Origin of the sequence: Noviherbaspirillum phoenicis (assembly GCF_047237965.1) — a bacterium.
Classification (GTDB): domain Bacteria; phylum Pseudomonadota; class Gammaproteobacteria; order Burkholderiales; family Burkholderiaceae_D; genus Noviherbaspirillum_A.
On record NZ_JBDFLX010000001.1, the window covers coordinates 13,598 to 31,200 of the forward strand.

Sequence of the window (17,603 nt, forward strand, 5' to 3'; positions counted from 1 at the left end):
TCACTGCGAAGCAGCAGTTGCTTTTGAAGTTGAAGTTTGAAGTCTGAAGTTTGCCGACAAACGTCAAAAGCGAAGACGACAGTGCTGCCCGGGCGTTGCCGGGTGACGCAATGCGGCTGCACTGCCGTGGAGACAAGCCGGGAGTCCGTCCCGGCAGCCGGGTTACTTTTTTGCTTCGCCAAAAAAGTAACCAAAAAAGGCGACCCGATGATCGCGCCCCGCTGCGCGGGGTCCCCGTGCCAGCGGTACCCGGAGCGGGGCGCGGCTAAACTCGCCAAGCTGCGCTTGACTCAGACAGACGCCGCACCTTTTCCCGCTCCGGGCACCGCTGACACGGCGCGCTCAACGGGATTTCACTGCAACTGCAACGGCAACGGCAACGGCAACGGCAACGGCAACGGCAACGGCAACGGCAACGGCAACGGCAACGGCAACTGCAACGGCAACGGCAACGGCAACTGCAACGGCAACTGCAACTGCAACGGCAACTGCAACTGCAACGGCAACTGCAACGGCAACCAGGAGCAAACATGGAGAAGGACATCGCAAGTGCGGCAGCGCTGCTGCGGAACGCGGACAGCATCGTGATCGCTGCCGGCGCTGGCATGGGCGTGGATTCCGGCCTGCCGGATTTTCGCGGTGACCAGGGTTTCTGGCAGGCCTATCCGCCGCTGGCCAAGGCTGGCATCCGCTTCGTCGAGATCGCCAACCCGGCGGCCTTCCGTGACGACCCGCGCCTGGCCTGGGGCTTTTATGGCCATCGGCTCGCGCTGTACCGGGCTACCGTGCCGCATGCGGGCTTCGGCCTGCTGCGGCAGATGGCGGCACGCATGCCGCACGGCGGCTTCGTGTTTACCAGTAATGTCGATGGCCAGTTCCAGAAGGCCGGATTTGCCGACGAACAGGTGGCCGAGTGCCATGGCGCCATCCATTTCCTGCAATGCAACCAGCCCTGCACCGACGCCGTCTGGCCGGCCGACGGCTTCGTGCCGCAAGTCGATAGGACGCAGTGCCGGCTGCTGTCGCCGCTGCCGCGCTGCCCGCATTGCGGCGAGGTGGCGCGGCCCAATATCCTGATGTTCAATGACGGCGCATGGCTGGAGCAGCGCAGCGAGCGGCAACTCGACAGGTTCGCGCGCTGGCTGCAGCGTGCGCGCAGGCCGGTGGTGGTTGAACTGGGCGCAGGCGTCGATGTGCCCTCGGTGCGGCGCCAGGCCGAGCAGATCGGCGCGCCGCTGGTGCGCATCAATCCGCGTGCGCCGCAGGGCGCGGATGTGGGTTTGGCGATCGGCGCCTTGCAGGGCCTGCGCCTGATCGAGGAAGCGTGGCGGCATGCGCCGGGGATGCCGCGCTAGCGGAAAAGTCTTGGCCGTTCCGGATGGACGGAATACCTGAACTCCGCGCCTGCCGACGTTCCACAGGCTCTCCTTGCATGTCCACTCAACCAGGCAGGCCCTGGACCCGCAGCGCAGGGAGCCTGCCTGGCTTGATCAAACTGCACTGCGACCAGCCTGCGACACCAGAAGCCCCACCATGAAACAGATTGCCCGCCTTGGCCGCATGGCTCTTCTCAGCCTTTTGTGCTTGCTCGTTCCGCTTAGCGGTGAAAGCGCGCTGGCACAGGAAAAAATTGTTGAACATGGCCCCTATGTCGGCAAGCTTGCCGGGCGCGAGGTGGTCGCGCATTTCAGGTCCGATGCGCAGGGCAAACCATTCGAAGCGGGCTTCTTTTACCGCGACACGGGCAAGGACATCGTGCTGTTTCACGATCCTGCACAGGGCCGGTTCATGGAATGTGTGCCGACCTGGCAGGAAGAGGAAACCGTTCAGGGTTGTAGCGAGCCGGGTGCTTACTGGACTGTGCAGCTGACGCGCAATGCCGCAGTGGTCGAATGGCAGTCCAGGCCCGATGATCCGCCGCAGCACACGGTATTGACCAGGTCCGACCCGGTTCCCGGCGCCGTCGACCTGGACGCGCAGATCGATGCGCTGCGCCTGGCAGGGCCAAGGCTGGCAGGGCACGAGCAGGGGCAGGGCGCGGTGCGCTGGCACATGGTGGCGGAACCCAGGTCCAAGGTAAGCATGCCTTTCCTCACCCGGGCGCCTTCGCTTGCGGCACTGCGCCGGATCAATGCAAGCCTGGAGAAGCTTTTCCAGCGACAAATCAAGGATGCGCTGTTCAATACCGCCCGGCGCAATGGCGAGGCCGACTATGACAACAAGGCATTCGTGACGGGTACGCAGTACTTTGCCGTCGTTCAGAGCGTCAGTTCGTATTCAGGCGGCGCACACGACAACTTCGCCTTTTTCGCCGCCACGTTTGACCTGAAAACCGGGCAGCCGGTCGACATCGGCAGGCGCTACCACATCCACCCCTTTGCACGCCAGGGAGAGAAAACAGCCGCGCTGAGCCTGATGGAACAGGCGCGGGCGCAGCGTCAGACCGCTTTCTTTTCAGATCAGAAGACGTCTTATTGGGATCAGGGGCTGGGATGCTGGGGAAAAGAAACTGGCTTCGTCGATGGCGGTAACAGGAACGACAAGTCCGACCCTGGCGGCATGACTGAAGCCTCGAAGAAAATGTCCAGCGAGTCAACGCGGTGGACGGTGTTTCCGACCGCGGATGGCCTGGCAATCGCCTATGCTGGCTTCGCAGAATTCATGCGTGCCTGTCGCGCGGATTACCGCGTCATCCCCTGGCCACAGGCCGCACTCGCGCGCCGGTTGCCGAAGGAGACCGGCAATCAGGCCGCCTCCAGGCCTCAAGTCCCGGCCGGGCAATCCGGCCCAAGCTGTCCGCGCTAACGCTAGCCGCGATAGCGCCGCCTACTGCCGACCATCCAGCATCCACGGCGCCATCACTGCCTTCACATAGACTTCCGTCTTCTCTTCTTCCTGGGTATCGCTGAACCACCAGACGCCGCCCTTGGCCATGTCCCACCAGGTCACCGACGTGCCGAGGATGATGGCGATCAGTTCGCCGAAAGCGGGCTGGTGGCCGACCAGCATCACGTTGTGGAGATTGGCCGGCCAGTCTGCTGCCTTGAGCAGGTCGGTGGCGGGCCTGTCCTTGGCAATGGCCTCGTCGATGTCGTGCGGCAGCGCCAGCGGCGCTACCGTCTCGCGGGCGCGCAGCGCGGGGCTGCAGAGGATGTGGAGATTGGCCGGCAGGCGTGGCTGCAGCCAGTGCGCCATGCCCTGGGCATGGCGCCGGCCGGCCTCGGTCAGTGGGCGTGCTTCATCCGGTGTGCCGGGCGCGGCTTCGGCATGGCGCCAGAGTATGAGTTCCATCGCAAGTGCTCCTGCAAGGCTGCTGTGCTTTCCATCATAGAAAGCGGCGCGGGCCGGCGGCAGGCCGGCCCGCGCAGGGCTTGCGATGCATCAGCAGGGAATCAGGCGGCGACCACTTCCTCGATCTGCTGCAGCGCCGAGGCAATGGCCTTCTGCTCGGCTTCCGGGCCCATGGCCATGCCTTCGGCATAGACGAATTCCACATCCCTCATGCCGAGGAAGCCCAGCACCATTTTCAGGTAAGGCACCTGGCTGTCGGCTTCGGTATCGCGGTAGAAGCCGCCACGGGTCAGCGCGACATACACTTTCTTGCCCTTCAGCAGGCCTTCCGGACCGTTGGCGGTGTACTGGAACGTCACCTTGGCGCGGGCAATCGCGTCGATCCAGTTCTTCAGCTGGGTCGGCACGCCAAAGTTGTACATCGGCACACCCAGCACCACCACATCCGCAGCCTGGATCTGCGCAATCAATGCATCGTCCAGCGCCACGCGGGCAGTCTGTTCCGGGGTGCGTTGTTCGGCAGGTGTGAACAGCGCGCCGAGGGCGGCCTCGTCCAGTGCCGGATGCGGCTGGGCGGCCAGGTCGCGCACGGTGATGCTGGCGTCCGGCTGGGCGGCCTTCAGGCGTTCGACGATGCTGCCGGCCAGGCGGCTGGACTGGGAACCCTCGCTGCGGGCGCTGGAGTTGATCTGCAGAATGTTCATGGTGTTTTCCTCTGTGAGAAAGCGGTATGGAGACATTCTAGTGACCCAAAAACCATCACGGAAGCCATGAATATGGGTTACATTGTGCCGTTGGTGGAACAATATCCGGGAAGTGAGTCACGCAATGCATATCGAACCGAACGACCTCCTGCTGTTTGCCCAGGTCGTGGCTGCAGGGAGCTTCAGCCGGGCCGCCGAGCGCGCCGGCCTGCCCAAGTCCACCGTGTCGCGCCGCATCGCGCTGCTCGAGGCGCAGCTCGGCGAACGGCTGCTGCTACGTACCACCCGCAAGCTCACGGTGACCGATTTCGGCGCCGACATGCTGGAACATGCGCGCTCGGTGCTGGCGGAAGTGGAAGCGGTGTCGGCGCTGGCCCAGCACCGGCAGGCCGAGCCGGGCGGCCGGCTGCGGGTGTCCATGCCCAACGACATCGCCAACGTGATGCTGGGGCCGATGCTGGCGCGCTTCATGGCCAGCTATCCCGCCATCACGCTGGAAGTGGACCTGACGCCGCGCCGGGTCGATCTGGTCGGGGAAAACTTCGATGTCGCCATCCGCATGGGCAGCCTGCCGGACGACGCCACGCTGGCGGCGCGCCAGCTGGCCGTGTTTTCCAACGGCCTGTATGCGTCGCCGGCCTATCTGCGCCAGCGCGGCACGCCGGCCCACCCGGATGAGCTGATGCGGCATGACACCCTGCGCCTGCTGTCGCGCAGCGGCGAGCCGGCGCCATGGCGCCTGACGCGTGGCGAGGCGGTGTGGCAGGCAGTGCCGCCCGGCCGGGCCACCATCAATTCGCCGGAAGTGCTGCTGCGCCTGGCCTGCGCCGATGCCGGCATCGCGATGCTGGTCGATCATTTCGCCGAGCCCTATCTGGCAAGCGGACAACTGGTGCAGGTGCTGCCGGACTGGAATGCGCCATCGCATACCGCCTGGGCGGTGTTTCCCGGCCGCCGGCTCATGCCCAGCCGCACTCGCGCATTCCTGGATGCGATGGCGGAAGAATTTGCCGGACCGAAGTGCCATGCCGCGCAGGAAAAGCTGGCGCGCGGCAAGCGGGAGCGGGCAGCCCTGCAGCAGGCGGCCGGACAGTAGTAGGTAGCCGGACGCTGCGTCGCGGGTCAACTTCATCATGGCGGCGATAGCCCCAGGCTGATCACCGAACTATCCCTTGACAGTCTGAAAACCGCTGCATACCATGTTGTCATACAACTTTGGCGCCGCTTCCGCGCCAGTTTCAAAACAGCAATAACAGTCGAGACAACCCACCCGCGCCAGCCACGGCCAGCCGCCGTTTCCCGCAGCCATGCCCGGCTGGCGCGAACACATCCTGAGGGAGCACCTGAAACATGGCAGATCAGATCAGCCGCGTCGGCCTTGTGGGCCTGGGCGCAATGGGCATGGGCATAGGCAAGTCGCTATTGCGTGCCGGCCTGGAAGTCCATGCCTGCGATGTCCGCCCGGAAGCGGTGCAGACGCTGGTCGACGCCGGCGCACAGGCCGCCGCCAGCCCGGCCGAGCTGGCCGCCAGGGTCGATGCGTTGATCATCGTGGTGGTCAATGCGCAGCAGACCGAAGCGGTGCTGTTTGGCGAACAGGGTGCGGCAGCGGCGCTGGCGCCCGGATCGGTGGTGATTGCCTGCGCCACCGTCGCCCCGGAATTTGCCGAGGCGCTGGGCGCGCGGCTGCTTGCCATGGGCCTGCGCTTCATCGATGCGCCGATTTCCGGCGGCGCCGCCAAGGCTGCGGCCGGCGAGATGTCGGTGATGGCGGCCGGCGCGCCGGATGCCTTCGCCAGCTGCGAGCGCATCTTCGATGCGATCGCCGGCAAGCTCTACCGCCTCGGCGAACAGCCGGGCCAGGGCTCCAAGGTGAAGATGATCAACCAGCTGCTGGCCGGCGTGCACATTGCCGCCGCCGCCGAGGCGATGGCCCTGGGCCTGCGCGCCGGCTGCGATCCGGATGCGCTGTATGAAGTCATTTCCAACAGCGCCGGCAGTTCCTGGATGTTCCAGAACCGGGTGCCGCATATCCTGGCGGGCGATTACACGCCGCTGTCGGCGGTCAACATCTTCGTCAAGGACCTGGGCATCGTGCTGGACTATGCGAAGAAAACCGTGTTCCCGCTGCCGCTGTCGTCCACCGCGCACCAGATGTTCATGCAGGCCTCGGCCGCCGGCCACGGCGGCGAGGACGACTCGGCGGTGATCAAGCTGTTCCCCGGCATTACGCTGCCGGCCGCCCGCAAGGCCGGGCAGGCGTCGGAAGGAGACAAGAAATGACGGTCCTGCTCGGCTGCATCGCCGACGATTTCACCGGCGCCACCGACCTGGCCGGCATGCTGGTCAAGGCCGGCATGCGCACGGTACAGCTGATCGGCGTGCCCGACGGCCCGCCGCCGCAGGATGTGGATGCGGTGGTGATCGCGCTCAAGTCGCGCACCGTGCCCGCCGCGGAAGCCATCGCCGATTCGCTGGCCGCGCTGCGCTGGCTGCAGCAGGCCGGCTGCAGCCAGTTCTACTTCAAGTACTGCTCCACTTTCGACTCCACGCCCGAAGGCAATATCGGCCCGGTGGCCGAGGCGCTGATGGCGGCCCTGGGCACCGACTTCACGATTGCCTGCCCGGCCTTTCCGGCCAATGGCCGCACCATCTACAAGGGCTATCTGTTCGTCGGCGACGAACTGCTGTCCGAGTCCGGCATGCGCAACCATCCGCTCACGCCAATGACCGACCCCAGCCTGGTGCGGGTGCTGCAGGCGCAGAGCAAGGGCAAGGTTGGCCTGGTCGAACATCGCACTGTTGCTCAAGGCGCGGAAGCCGTAGCCGCGCGCTTCGCCGCGCTGCGCGCCGACGGCTGCGCGCTGGCGATCACGGATGCGATTTCCAACGATGACCTGATGACCCTGGGCGCGGCCTGCGCCGATCTGCCGCTGGTCACCGGGGGCTCCGGCATTGCGCTGGGCCTGCCGGAAAACTTCCGCCGCCGCGGCCTGCTGGCCGACAACGACGTGGCCGACCAGTTGCCTGCCACCGGCGGCCTGCGCGCCGTGATCGCCGGCAGCTGCTCGGTGGCGACCCGCAAGCAGGTGGCGGCGATGCAGGAGAGCGCACCCTCGTTTGCGATCGACCCATTGGCGCTGGCGCGCGGCGAGGACGTGGCCGGCGCGGCGCTGGCCTGGGCCGAACCGCTGCTCAAGCAGGGGCCGGTGCTGGTCTATGCCACCTCCAGCCCGGAACAGGTGAAGGCGGTGCAGGCGCAGCTCGGCGTGGCCGAGGCCGGCGAACTGGTCGAGCGGGCGCTGGCCGCGATTGCCCGCGGCCTGGTGCGGCTGGGCGTGGGCCAGCTGATCGTGGCCGGCGGCGAAACCTCGGGCGCGGTGGTCAAGGCGCTCGGCGTGACCGGCCTGCGCATCGGCCCCGAGATCGACCCGGGCGTGCCCTGGACCGCGGCGCTGCAGGAGCAGGGCGACGGGCAGCCGCTGGCGCTGGCGCTCAAGTCCGGCAACTTCGGCAGCGTCGACTTCTTCACCAAGGCCTGGAGCCGGCTGCCATGAGCCCGGCCATCCATGCCCGGCCGGAAGAGTCGCGGCTGCGCGAGCAGATCGTGGAATTCGGCGCCTCGCTGTTCGCACGCGGCCTGACCGCCGGCAGCAGCGGCAACCTGAGCGTGCGCACCGACGACGGCTGGCTGCTCACGCCCACCAACGCCAGCCTCGGCCGGCTCGACCCGGCGCGGCTGTCCAAGCTGGACTGGGACGGCCGGCTGCAGGACGGCGACCCGGCGTCCAAGGAAGCCTTCCTGCATCGCGCGATGTACCAGGAGCGGCCGCAGGCGCGCGCCATCGTGCATCTGCATTCCACCCATTCGGCCGCGGTGTCCTGCATGTGCGGCCTGAACCATGACGACTGCATACCGCCGCTCACACCCTATTTCGTGATGAAGATCGGCCGCCTGCCATTGGTGCCCTACCATCGGCCGGGCGACCCGGCGCTGGCCGGCGCCATCCGCGGCCTGGCGCAGAAGCATTCGGCGGTGCTGCTGGCCAACCATGGGCCGGTAGTGTCCGGTTCCAGCCTGGAAGCGGCGGTGTACGCCGCCGAGGAACTGGAAGAGACCGCCAAGCTGTTCCTGCTGCTGCGCGACGTGCCGGTCAATCCGCTCAATGCGCAGCAGATAGACGAACTGAAGTCGGCCTTTTCGCTCGATATCTGAACCCAATCTGCAGACCCCTACCTGGAGACGCCATGCCCAAATTTGCCGCCAACCTGTCCATGATGTTCAACGAAGTGCCGTTTCCCCAGCGCTTCGCCGCCGCCGCCGCGGCGGGCTTCAAGGGCGTGGAATTCCTGTTCCCGTATGACCATACGCCGGCCGAAGTGGCCGGATGGCTGCGCGAGAACCAGCTGGAAAACGCGCTGTTCAACATGCCGCCCGGGGACTGGGCGGCCGGCGAGCGCGGCATTGCCGCGCTGCCGGGCAGGGAAGAGGAGTTCCGCGCCGGCGTGGCCCGCGCCATCGAGTATGCGCAGGCGCTCGGAACCAAGCGGCTGCACATGATGGCCGGCCTGGTGCCGGCCGGCGCCGATGCCGACAGCTACCGCGCCACCTATCTGTCCAACCTGCGCTTCGCCGCCCGTGAATGCGGCCTGCACGGCATCAGCGTGCTGCTCGAGCCCATCAACGGCCGCGACATGCCCGGCTACTTCCTGCAGACCCAGGCCCAGGCCCATGCGCTGCGCGAGGAATGCGGAGAGCCGAACGTGAAGGTGCAGATGGACTTCTATCATGCGCAGATCATGGAAGGCGACCTGGCGATGAAGTTCAAACGCTGGTTCAGCGACATAGGCCATGTGCAGATCGCCAGCGTGCCGGCCCGGAACGAGCCGGACGACGGCGAAGTGAATTATCCCTACCTGTTCCGCCTGCTCGACGAACAGGGCTACGACGGCTGGATAGGCTGCGAATATCGTCCGCGCGGACGCACCGAGGACGGCCTGGCCTGGCTGGCTGCCTACAACCAATAAGGACAACTGATGAAAGTACTCGTTACCGGCGGCGCCGGCTTCCTTGGCCAGAAACTGGCACGTGCGCTGCTGCAGCGCGGCACCCTGTCCGGACCGGACGGCAGCCAGCAGAAGATCGACCGGCTGGTGCTGGTCGACGTCGCGCCGGCCCATGATTTCGGCGACGCGCGGGTTGAAGCCGTCACCGGCGACATCACCGACCCGGCGCTGCTGTCGCGCCTGATCGATGCCGACACCACGTCGGTATTCCACCTGGCGGCGGTGGTCAGCGGCCAGGCCGAAGCCGACTTCGACCTTGGCATGCGCATCAACCTCGATGCCTCGCGCCTGCTGCTGGAAACCTGCCGCACTGTCGGCCACAAGCCGCGTGTGGTGTTCACCAGCTCGGTGGCGGTGTATGGCGGCCAGTTGCCGGACGTGGTGCGGGATGACACCGCGCTCAATCCGCAGTCGTCCTACGGCGCCCAGAAAGCCATCGGCGAACTGCTGCTCAACGACTTCAGCCGCAAGGGCTTTGTCGATGGCCGGGTGCTGCGCCTGCCCACCATCAGCGTGCGTCCGGGCAAGCCGAACAAGGCGGCCTCATCGTTTGCCAGCGGCATCATCCGCGAACCGCTGGCCGGGCAGGAAGCGATCTGCCCGGTGGCGCCATCGCTGCGGCTCTGGCTGCTGTCGCCGCGCCGCGCGATTGCGGCGCTGATCGCCGGCCATGAGCTGTCGGCCGAAAAGCTCGGCAACAGCCGCACCATCAACCTGCCGGGCCTGTCGGTCAGCGTGGCCGAGATGGTGGCCGCGCTGGAAAGGGTGGCGGGCAAGGACTTGGTTGCGCGCATCCGCTTCGCGCCCGATCCGGCGGTGGAGCGCATCGTGCAGAGCTGGCCCGGCGCCTGGGACGTCAGCCGCGCCCGCGCCCTCGGGCTGGAAGGCGACGCCGATTTCGAGAGCGTGATCCGCAGCCATATCGAGGACGAACTGGGCGGCTGATGTTCCCATCGGCCGGCGTCAGTCCGGCCGATGTTGTCTCGCACTTCCCTTGTCCCATCTACCTTCCCGGAAATAAAAATACCGCGCGGCGCAGCGCACCTGCCGCCGCGCCCAGTTACTCATCCCGCCTTCCACGCAGCACCAAGCCATGCGCGACGCGCATGCCATCCCGCTCCGTATCCTGCCGTGCACGCCATCGCGATCGCTTGCCGTGGCGGCGTCATGCCGGTGTCATGCGCGGCTTGTAGCCTCCCGGTCTTTGAACCCGTTGCGCAGTCGCCCCGGCGCTGCGCCATCCTTTGCGGAGCAGCGCATGTCCCATCCGATCCTGCAGTCGGCTTTCCTGTCCCTCGTCCTTGCATCGGTGCCGGCCGCGGCCGCGCCGGCCATCGTGATCAGCCAGATCTACGGCGGCGGCGGCAACAGCGGCGCGCCTTACCGTAACGACTACATCGAACTGTTCAACCGCGACGCAATGCCGGTCAGCCTGCGCGGCTGGAGCGTGCAATATGCATCGGCCGCCGGCAGCGCCTGGCAGGTGGCGCCCCTGCCGGACCTGACGCTGCAGCCCGGCCAGTACCTGCTGGTGCAGCAGGCCGCAGGCGCCGGCGCGGGCGCGGCGCTGCCTGCACTTGATGCCAGCGGCAACCTGGCCCTGGCGGCCAGCGCCGGCAAGGTGGCGCTGGTCAGCGGCACCGCCGCGATCGCCGCGGCCGGTGCGCCGTCGGTGGTGGACCTGGTCGGCTTCGGCACGGGCGCCAGCGCCTTTGAAGGCATCGCGCCGGCGCCCGCGCCATCGAACACTACCGCCATCCTGCGCGCGGCCGGCGGCTGCGGCGACAGCAACAACAATGCGGCCGACTTCGCCGCCGCCGCACCCACGCCGCGCAATGGCGTGACCGCTTTCCATGTCTGCCAGGCGGCGGCCGGCGCGCCCATCCTCGCCGCCTGTCCGGACGCCTACAGCGTTCCCGCCGGCAGCGGCGGCGCCACCGTGGTGTCGGCCAGTGACGCCGACGGCATCGTCAACGCCGCCTCGCTGCTGTCGGGCGCGGTCGACGGCATCACGCTGACGCCGCAAGGCCTGGCAGCGGCGCCGGGCGGCGCGGCATCCTTCCTGCTTAACGTGTCGTCCACAGTGCCTGCCGGCGAGCATCTCCTGACGCTGGGCTTTGGCAACAACCAGGCGCAGACTGCCAGCTGCCTGGTGAAGCTGACGGTGCAGGCCGCGCTGGCGACTTCCCGCACCATTCCGCAGATCCAGGGCACTGGCCCCGCCAGTCCGTATGCCGGCACCATGCAGACCACCGAAGGCGTGGTGACGCTGCTCGTTGCCAACGGCTTCTACCTGCAGGACCCGGAAGGCGACGGCGACCCCGCCACCTCGGACGGCATCTTCGTCTTCACCGGCGCGCCGCCGTCAGTGGCCGTGGGCGACCGCCTGCGCCTGGCCGCCACCGTCGCCGAGTTCAATGCCGGCGACGCCGGCCGTACCGTGACCCAGCTGACCGGCGTGCGCGGTATGCTGCTGCTGTCGAAAAACAACCGGGTGGCGCCTACGGCCCTGGCCCTGCCGATGAGCGCCGCCGACTTCGAGCGGCATGAAGGCATGCTGGTGCAGTTCAGCGCGCCGCTGACAGTCAGCCAGAATTATTTCCAGGGCCGCTATGGCCAGGTCACGCTGTCGGCAGGCCGCCTGGAAAAGCCAACCAATCGCTATCCGGCCGGCTCTGCCCAGGCGCTGGCCGCGGCCGCCGCCAATGCCGCCAGCATGATCGTGCTGGATGACGGCAGGACCAGCCAGAACCCGGTGCCGGTTCCCTATATCGGCGCCGACAGCACGCTGCGCGCCGGCGACACCGTGACCGGCCTGACCGGCGTGATCGACTTCGGCCTGATCACCGCCTCCAATCCGGGGCCGTCGGGCTACAAGCTGCAGCCCGGCGCCATGCCGGTGTTTTCCCGCGACAATCCGCGCACGGCGCCGCCGCGCCTGCCCATCGGCAACGTCAAGGCGGCCAGCTTCAACGTCCTCAATTTTTTCACCACCTTCGGCGATGGCACGACCGCATCGGGCCAGAGCGGGCAGGGCTGCAGCCTTGGCGCATCGGTGGCGAAATCGAACTGCCGCGGCGCCGACAACCTCGTCGAATTCCGGCGCCAGCGCGCCAAGATCGTCGCCGCCATGCTGGCCATCGACGCCGACGTGTTCGGCCTGATGGAAATCCAGAACAATGGCGACGTCGCCGTCGCCAGTCTGGTCGAGGCGCTCAACGCCGCTGCCGGCGCGCAGCGCTATGCGGTGGTGCCGCGTCCGGAGCAGACCGGCAGCGATGCGATCCGGGTGGCGATGATCTACCAGCCGTCGCGCCTGAGGCTGGCCGGGCCGGCGCTGTCCGACCCCGACCCGGTGCATAGCCGTCCGCCGATGGCGCAGACCTTCATCGCCGCCAATGGCGGCAGCTTTTCGCTGATCGTCAACCATTTCAAGTCCAAGGGCAGCTGCCCGGACGCCGGCAGCCCGGACGCCGACCGCGGCGACGGCCAGGGCTGCTGGAATGCCACCCGCCTGCAGCAGGCGCGCCGCCTGGCCGAGGCGTTCGTGCCGCAGGTGCGCGCGGCAGCGCAGGATCCCGACGTGCTGCTGATGGGCGACTTCAATGCCTACGGCGCCGAGGATCCGATCCGCCTGCTGGGCGACTATGGCTTCAAGAACCAGATCGAACGTTTCGTGCGGCGCGGCGCGATCCCGTATTCCTATGTGTTCGACGGTGAAGCCGGCTATCTCGACCATGCGCTGGCCAGCGCGCCATTGCAGTCCCAGGTGCTGGGTGCGGCGGAGTGGCACATCAACGCCGACGAGCCGTCCGTGATCGACTACAACACCGAGTTCAAGCCGCAGGACCTGTACAGCGCCACGCCTTATCGTTCGTCCGACCATGATCCGGTGGTGATCAGCCTCGGCTTGCGGGGCAAGCCGGAGAAAGAGCGCTGAGCGAGGCTCGCCGATCGCATGCCGCACGATCAGGGCCATGAGTCCGGGCGCAGCGATCGGCGAGGTGGGCGGCTGCCGTCTTTTTACAAAAATTTTATGGCTGGCCCGCTACCCTGCAAAGGTGTGAACGGGCCACCCCCATTTTTCGGGCTAGTGGTGTTTTTCCCTTGGATTCCAGCCCTATTTTCTCCATGAGTACAGTCCCCGCCAAGCAAACAGAATCCGCAATGCAATTCGATGCCGCCGTCGTTCCGGTTTCGTCCGCCACCCGCAGCCGGCTCGCTGCCCTCACGCTCGGGGCCATCGGCATCGTGTACGGCGACATCGGCACCAGTCCGCTGTACACCCTGAAGACAGTCTTTTCGCCCGAGCATGGACTGCAGCTCGATCACGCCAACCTGCTGGGCGTGATCTCGCTGATCTTCTGGGGGCTGATGATCATCGTCTCGCTCAAATACGTCACCCTGGTGCTGCGCGCCGACAACCAGGGCGAGGGCGGGATCATGGCGCTGATGGCGCTGGCCCTGTCCTCGGTAGGCAAGGCGTCGCGCTGGTATCACCCATTGCTGCTGGTCGGGCTGGTTGGTGCGGCGCTGTTCTATGGCGACGGGGTGATCACGCCGGCGATCTCGGTGCTGTCCGCCATCGAAGGCCTGGAAGTGGCCACGCCGGCCTTCAAACCCTATATCGTCCCTCTCACCCTGGCGGTGCTGCTTGCCCTCTACATGGTCCAGAGCCGTGGCACGGCCGGCATCGGCAAGTGGTTCGGGCCCATCACGCTGCTCTGGTTCGCAGTGCTGGCGGTGATGGGCGTGATCAATATCGTGCAGGCGCCGGCCATTCTCGCGGCGCTGAACCCCCTGCATGCCGCGGCCTTCCTGTTCCGGCACGGCTGGGTGGCGTTCGTGGCGCTGGGCGCGGTCGTGCTTGCCTTTACCGGCGCCGAAGCGCTCTACGCCGACATGGGGCATTTCGGCAAGCGGCCGATACGCATCGCCTGGGGCGCCATCGTGGCGCCGGCGCTGACCCTGAATTACTTCGGACAGGGCGCACTGCTGCTCCACCAGCCGGAAGCCCTCTCCAATCCGTTCTACCAGCAGCTCGGACCGTGGAGCGTGTATCCGCTCGTGCTGCTGTCCACCATGGCCACGGTGATCGCCTCGCAGGCCACGATATCCGGCACCTTCTCCATGACCCACCAGGCCATTTCGCTCGGCGTATTGCCGCGCATGCGGGTGGTGCACACGTCGGAGCACGAGGTCGGCCAGATCTATATCCCGCTGGTGAACTGGATGCAGATGGCCGCGGTCATGCTGGCGGTGGTCGGCTTCGGTTCGTCCGACCGGCTGGGCGCGGCCTATGGCATCGCGGTGACGGCAACCATGCTCGCCACCACCGTGCTGACCTTCTTCGTGATCCGCCATGGCTGGAAATACAATCTGCTGTTGTGCTGGATGGCCACCGGCTTTTTCCTGGTCATCGACATCACCCTGTTCGCCGCCAATACCCTGAAGTTCATGTCCGGCGGCTGGTTCCCGCTGCTGATGGGCGCGGTGATCATCACCGTGATGCTGACCTGGCAGACCGGACGCGAGATCGTGTTCAGGAGCCTGGAAGGCCATGCCGTCCCCATCGAGGACTTCCTGCATTCGCTGTTCCTGTCGCCGCCGCCGCGCGTGGAAGGCACGGCCGTGTTCTTCCGCCCGCTGGGCGAGGGCGTGCCGCATGCGATGCTGCACAACCTTGCGCACAACAAGGTGCTGCACCAGCGCATCGTCTTCCTGACCGTCATCCACGCGTCCGTTCCCACGGTGCGCGCCGCCGACCGGATCAAGGTCAGGCCGCTGGGCAACGCATGCTACGAAGTCGACGTCACCTACGGTTTCAAGGATGAGCGGGATATCCCGGGCGCGCTGGCACTGTGCAGGTCCCATGGACTGGACTTTTGCATGATGGAGACGTCCTTCTTCATCTCGCGCCAGACCGTGGTGCCGACCGCCGGCCTTGGCATGGCCCTGTGGCGCGAATTCCTGTTCGCCGCCATGTACCGCAATGCCCGCGATGCGGCCGATTATTTCCGGGTGCCGGCCAATCGGGTGATCGAACTGGGCACCAAGCTGGAAATCTGAGCGCGGCATTAAAATGCCGCATCCCACCGCCTCCCGTTGAGCGCCCATGCCAGCCTGCAAGCCCGAGATATCCGCCGCCGGTCTTTCCGGCATAAGGGACCGCAACACCATGCCCGCGCCGCTTCACGCGGCCGGGGTGCGTGCCTATCTCTGGTCCCTGGCCGCCTGTGCCGCCACGGCGCTCCTGGCCATGCCGATGTATGGCCGCCTGGAAGCCGCCAATATCGTCATGCTGTTCCTGCTCAACGTGGTGCTGGTGGCAGTCCGCCTGGGACGTGGCCCGGCCGTCCTCGCTTCCGTGCTGGGCGTGGCGCTGTTCGACTTCTTTTTCGTGCCGCCGCGCTTCACCTTCGCCATCGGCGACCTGCAATACCTGGTAGTGTTCGCCGTCATGCTGGCGGTCGGGCTGATCGCGGGCGAGATGACCGCCCGGCTGCGATTCCAGGCCACCGCCGCTGCGCACGGCGAAGCGCAGGCCAGGGCGCTGTATGAATTCGCGCGGGAATTGTCGGGGGTGCTGCAGTCCGGGCAGATCCTGGACATCACCCCTTCCTTCATCCGCAGGACATTCGACGCGCAGGCCGTGATGCTGCTGCCAGACGCGGTGGGACGGCTGCAGCCGCCGGCATACGGCGACGACGACGAGCCGCCGCCGGCCTGGCTCGATATCGCCGTGGCGCAATGGGCGTTTGACCATGCCATGCCGGCGGGCATGGGCCATGGCCCCTTTCCCGGCAGCCGGCTGTTCTACCTGCCGCTTCTGGCCCCGATGCGGGCGCGCGGGATACTGGCGATGTCGCTGGAGGCAGGCCGCTGGCCCCTGCCGCCGGAGCAGCGACGGCAGCTCGACACCTTTGCCATGCTGGCCGCCATTGCGCTGGAACGGGTGCACTACATCGAGGTGGCGCAGCGGGTGGAGGTCCGCATGGAGTCGGAGCGGCTGCGCAACTCCCTGCTGTCGGCCCTGTCGCATGACCTGCGCACGCCGCTGACGTCGCTGGTCGGGCTCTCCGAGTCGCTGGCCCTGTCCCGGCCTGCGCTGCCGCCGGCGCAGAAAGGCATGGCGGAGGCGCTGCACCAGCAGGCGCTGCGCATGAGCACGCTGGTGGCCAACCTGCTCGACATGGCGCGCATCACCAGCGGCGAAATCCGCCTGAACCGGGAATGGCAGCCCATCGATGACGTGATCGGCTGCGCGCTGCGCGCCAGCGAGCCGCTCCTGGGCGCGCATCGCGTGGCGACCCGCCTGGCGCCGGACCTGCCCATCGTGCAGATCGACGCGGTGCTGGTCGAGCGGGTGCTGTGCAACCTGATCGAGAACGCCGTGAAATACACCGCCGCCGGCGCCGCCATCACCATCGCGGCCGAGGCGCACGGGGACAGCATGCGGCTGACCGTTTCCGACAACGGCCCCGGCATACCGCCAGGCCGCGAGGAAGCCATCTTCGACAAGTTCTCCCGCGGCGAGCGGGAGTCCGCGATTCCCGGCGTCGGGCTGGGACTGGCGATCTGCCGTGCCATCGTCGAGGCCCATGGCGGCAGCATCCATGCCGGCCGCGCCGGTGAGGGCGGTGCTGCATTCATCATCGCTCTCCCGCTGGGTGTGCCGCCGCCCTTGCCGGAGGCGGAAGCCGAGGCGGCGGGAGACGATCATGAGTGAAGTGCAGCCTGTCGCCCTGCTGGTGGAGGACGAGCCGCAGGTACGGCATTTCGTGCGTACTGCGCTGGAAGCGGAAGGCTGGCGGGTGTTCGAGTCCGACACCATGAAGCGCGGCCTGATCGATGCCGGCAGCCGCCGCCCCGACCTGGTCATCCTCGACCTGGGCCTGCCGGACGGCGACGGCATCGGCTTCATTTCCAGCATCCGGCAATGGTCGCCGGTGCCCATCATCATCCTGTCGGCGCGCAACAGCGAGCAGGACAAGATCCGCGGGCTGGATGCCGGCGCCGACGATTACCTCGCCAAGCCGTTCGGCCTGGGCGAGCTGCTGGCGCGGGTGCGCGCGGCGCTGCGCCGCCAGCACCGGCCGGAAGGGGAGGCGGGAAGCATGATCGAATTCGGCGATGTCCGCGTGGACCCGCAGGCGCGCCTGGTCTGCAAGGGGGCGGACACGGTGCATCTGACGCCGACTGAATATCGGCTGCTGATGGTGCTGGTCAACCATGCCGGGCGCGTGGTCACCAATGCCCAGCTGCTGCGGGAAGTGTGGGGGCCGGCGCATGCGGAAAACGGGCATTACGTGCGCATCTACATGGGCCACTTGCGCCAGAAGCTGGAGAACGATCCGACCCGGCCGCGGCATATCGTGACCGAGCCGGCAGTGGGGTATCGGCTGCTGCTGCCCGTCTGAAGCAAGGTTGGCAACCGGTCAGGTGGCTGGCGGCCTCCCGCAGGCATCGCCGAGCTGGCCAGCGGCTTCCCGGCCCTCTGCGCCAAGGCCTGGGTAAAACGCGCAGCCTGCCTGCCATCCC

General features: G+C 67.1%; 15 protein-coding genes. 13 read left to right on the forward strand and 2 right to left on the reverse strand.

All coding sequences use genetic code 11. From position 1 onward, the window contains the following. The first annotated feature begins 207 nt into the window (after window positions 1-207). From ABC383_RS00050 to ABC383_RS00060, 3 genes are all read left to right on the forward strand, one after another. Entirely contained in the window at window positions 208-588 is a 381-nt protein-coding gene (locus ABC383_RS00050; RefSeq protein ID WP_413010816.1) for a hypothetical protein, read from the forward strand. Next, window positions 531-1,355, forward strand: coding sequence for an SIR2 family NAD-dependent protein deacylase (locus ABC383_RS00055; RefSeq protein ID WP_413010818.1), 825 nt, complete (start codon window positions 531-533; stop codon window positions 1,353-1,355). The genes ABC383_RS00050 and ABC383_RS00055 overlap by 58 nt, the downstream gene beginning before the upstream one ends. Before the next feature lie 178 nt (window positions 1,356-1,533). Then, window positions 1,534-2,805, forward strand: a complete 1,272-nt coding sequence (locus ABC383_RS00060) for a hypothetical protein (RefSeq protein ID WP_413010820.1) — start codon at window positions 1,534-1,536, stop codon at window positions 2,803-2,805. A gap of 21 nt (window positions 2,806-2,826) precedes the next feature. On the opposite strand, the gene ABC383_RS00065 is transcribed toward ABC383_RS00060, so the two are convergent. Both ABC383_RS00065 and ABC383_RS00070 read right to left on the reverse strand, forming a co-directional pair. Beyond that, on the reverse strand, window positions 2,827-3,291 hold the full coding sequence (locus ABC383_RS00065) for a SixA phosphatase family protein (RefSeq protein WP_413010822.1): 465 nt from the start codon (window positions 3,289-3,291) through the stop codon (window positions 2,827-2,829). A gap of 101 nt (window positions 3,292-3,392) precedes the next feature. Next, entirely contained in the window at window positions 3,393-3,995 is a 603-nt protein-coding gene (locus ABC383_RS00070; protein ID WP_413010824.1) for an FMN-dependent NADH-azoreductase, read from the reverse strand. 124 nt (window positions 3,996-4,119) lie between these two features. Here ABC383_RS00070 and ABC383_RS00075 point away from each other — a divergent pair, with 124 nt between their 5' ends. From ABC383_RS00075 to kdpE, 10 genes are all read left to right on the forward strand, one after another. After that, window positions 4,120-5,091: a LysR family transcriptional regulator gene (locus ABC383_RS00075; protein ID WP_413010826.1), complete on the forward strand. Its 972-nt coding sequence runs from the start codon at window positions 4,120-4,122 to the stop codon at window positions 5,089-5,091. Window positions 5,092-5,345: 254 nt separating this feature from the next. Next, window positions 5,346-6,278 (forward strand): L-threonate dehydrogenase, encoded by a 933-nt coding sequence (gene ltnD, locus ABC383_RS00080; RefSeq protein WP_413010828.1) that lies wholly within the window; start codon window positions 5,346-5,348, stop codon window positions 6,276-6,278. Next, window positions 6,275-7,552 (forward strand): 3-oxo-tetronate kinase, encoded by a 1,278-nt coding sequence (gene otnK, locus ABC383_RS00085; RefSeq protein WP_413010830.1) that lies wholly within the window; start codon window positions 6,275-6,277, stop codon window positions 7,550-7,552. The genes ltnD and otnK overlap by 4 nt, the downstream gene beginning before the upstream one ends. Continuing rightward, window positions 7,549-8,211 (forward strand): 3-oxo-tetronate 4-phosphate decarboxylase, encoded by a 663-nt coding sequence (gene otnC, locus ABC383_RS00090; RefSeq protein ID WP_413010832.1) that lies wholly within the window; start codon window positions 7,549-7,551, stop codon window positions 8,209-8,211. Before otnK ends, otnC begins: the two co-directional genes overlap by 4 nt. Before the next feature lie 32 nt (window positions 8,212-8,243). Next, window positions 8,244-9,023: a 2-oxo-tetronate isomerase gene (gene otnI / locus ABC383_RS00095; protein WP_413010834.1), complete on the forward strand. Its 780-nt coding sequence runs from the start codon at window positions 8,244-8,246 to the stop codon at window positions 9,021-9,023. Between the two features lie 9 nt (window positions 9,024-9,032). Beyond that, the gene (denD, locus tag ABC383_RS00100; RefSeq protein ID WP_413010836.1) at window positions 9,033-10,007 is read left to right on the forward strand and encodes a D-erythronate dehydrogenase; all 975 of its coding nucleotides are present in this window, start codon (window positions 9,033-9,035) and stop codon (window positions 10,005-10,007) included. A 313-nt stretch (window positions 10,008-10,320) separates the two neighbouring features. Then, the gene (locus tag ABC383_RS00105; protein WP_413010838.1) at window positions 10,321-13,002 is read left to right on the forward strand and encodes an ExeM/NucH family extracellular endonuclease; all 2,682 of its coding nucleotides are present in this window, start codon (window positions 10,321-10,323) and stop codon (window positions 13,000-13,002) included. Window positions 13,003-13,229: 227 nt separating this feature from the next. Further along, on the forward strand, window positions 13,230-15,131 hold the full coding sequence (locus ABC383_RS00110) for a potassium transporter Kup (protein WP_413010840.1): 1,902 nt from the start codon (window positions 13,230-13,232) through the stop codon (window positions 15,129-15,131). A 46-nt stretch (window positions 15,132-15,177) separates the two neighbouring features. Next, window positions 15,178-16,791, forward strand: a complete 1,614-nt coding sequence (locus ABC383_RS00115) for a DUF4118 domain-containing protein (RefSeq protein WP_413010842.1) — start codon at window positions 15,178-15,180, stop codon at window positions 16,789-16,791. Beyond that, window positions 16,784-17,482 carry a two-component system response regulator KdpE gene (gene kdpE, locus ABC383_RS00120; protein ID WP_413010844.1) on the forward strand — a complete coding sequence of 233 codons (699 nt, stop codon included), beginning with the start codon at window positions 16,784-16,786 and terminating at the stop codon, window positions 17,480-17,482. The genes ABC383_RS00115 and kdpE overlap by 8 nt, the downstream gene beginning before the upstream one ends. Window positions 17,483-17,603: the final 121 nt, after the last annotated feature.

What these genes read in the sequence shown, in the direction of transcription:
- ABC383_RS00050 (WP_413010816.1), top strand. Translation starts at nt 208, where the DNA reads ATGATCGCGCCCCGCTGCGCGGGGTCCCCGTGCCAGCGGTACCCGGAG.
- ABC383_RS00055 (WP_413010818.1), top strand. Translation starts at nt 531, where the DNA reads ATGGAGAAGGACATCGCAAGTGCGGCAGCGCTGCTGCGGAACGCGGAC.
- ABC383_RS00060 (WP_413010820.1), top strand. Translation starts at nt 1,534, where the DNA reads ATGAAACAGATTGCCCGCCTTGGCCGCATGGCTCTTCTCAGCCTTTTG.
- ABC383_RS00065 (WP_413010822.1), bottom strand. Translation starts at nt 3,291, where the DNA reads ATGGAACTCATACTCTGGCGCCATGCCGAAGCCGCGCCCGGCACACCG.
- ABC383_RS00070 (WP_413010824.1), bottom strand. Translation starts at nt 3,995, where the DNA reads ATGAACATTCTGCAGATCAACTCCAGCGCCCGCAGCGAGGGTTCCCAG.
- ABC383_RS00075 (WP_413010826.1), top strand. Translation starts at nt 4,120, where the DNA reads ATGCATATCGAACCGAACGACCTCCTGCTGTTTGCCCAGGTCGTGGCT.
- ltnD (WP_413010828.1), top strand. Translation starts at nt 5,346, where the DNA reads ATGGCAGATCAGATCAGCCGCGTCGGCCTTGTGGGCCTGGGCGCAATG.
- otnK (WP_413010830.1), top strand. Translation starts at nt 6,275, where the DNA reads ATGACGGTCCTGCTCGGCTGCATCGCCGACGATTTCACCGGCGCCACC.
- otnC (WP_413010832.1), top strand. Translation starts at nt 7,549, where the DNA reads ATGAGCCCGGCCATCCATGCCCGGCCGGAAGAGTCGCGGCTGCGCGAG.
- otnI (WP_413010834.1), top strand. Translation starts at nt 8,244, where the DNA reads ATGCCCAAATTTGCCGCCAACCTGTCCATGATGTTCAACGAAGTGCCG.
- denD (WP_413010836.1), top strand. Translation starts at nt 9,033, where the DNA reads ATGAAAGTACTCGTTACCGGCGGCGCCGGCTTCCTTGGCCAGAAACTG.
- ABC383_RS00105 (WP_413010838.1), top strand. Translation starts at nt 10,321, where the DNA reads ATGTCCCATCCGATCCTGCAGTCGGCTTTCCTGTCCCTCGTCCTTGCA.
- ABC383_RS00110 (WP_413010840.1), top strand. Translation starts at nt 13,230, where the DNA reads ATGCAATTCGATGCCGCCGTCGTTCCGGTTTCGTCCGCCACCCGCAGC.
- ABC383_RS00115 (WP_413010842.1), top strand. Translation starts at nt 15,178, where the DNA reads ATGCCAGCCTGCAAGCCCGAGATATCCGCCGCCGGTCTTTCCGGCATA.
- kdpE (WP_413010844.1), top strand. Translation starts at nt 16,784, where the DNA reads ATGAGTGAAGTGCAGCCTGTCGCCCTGCTGGTGGAGGACGAGCCGCAG.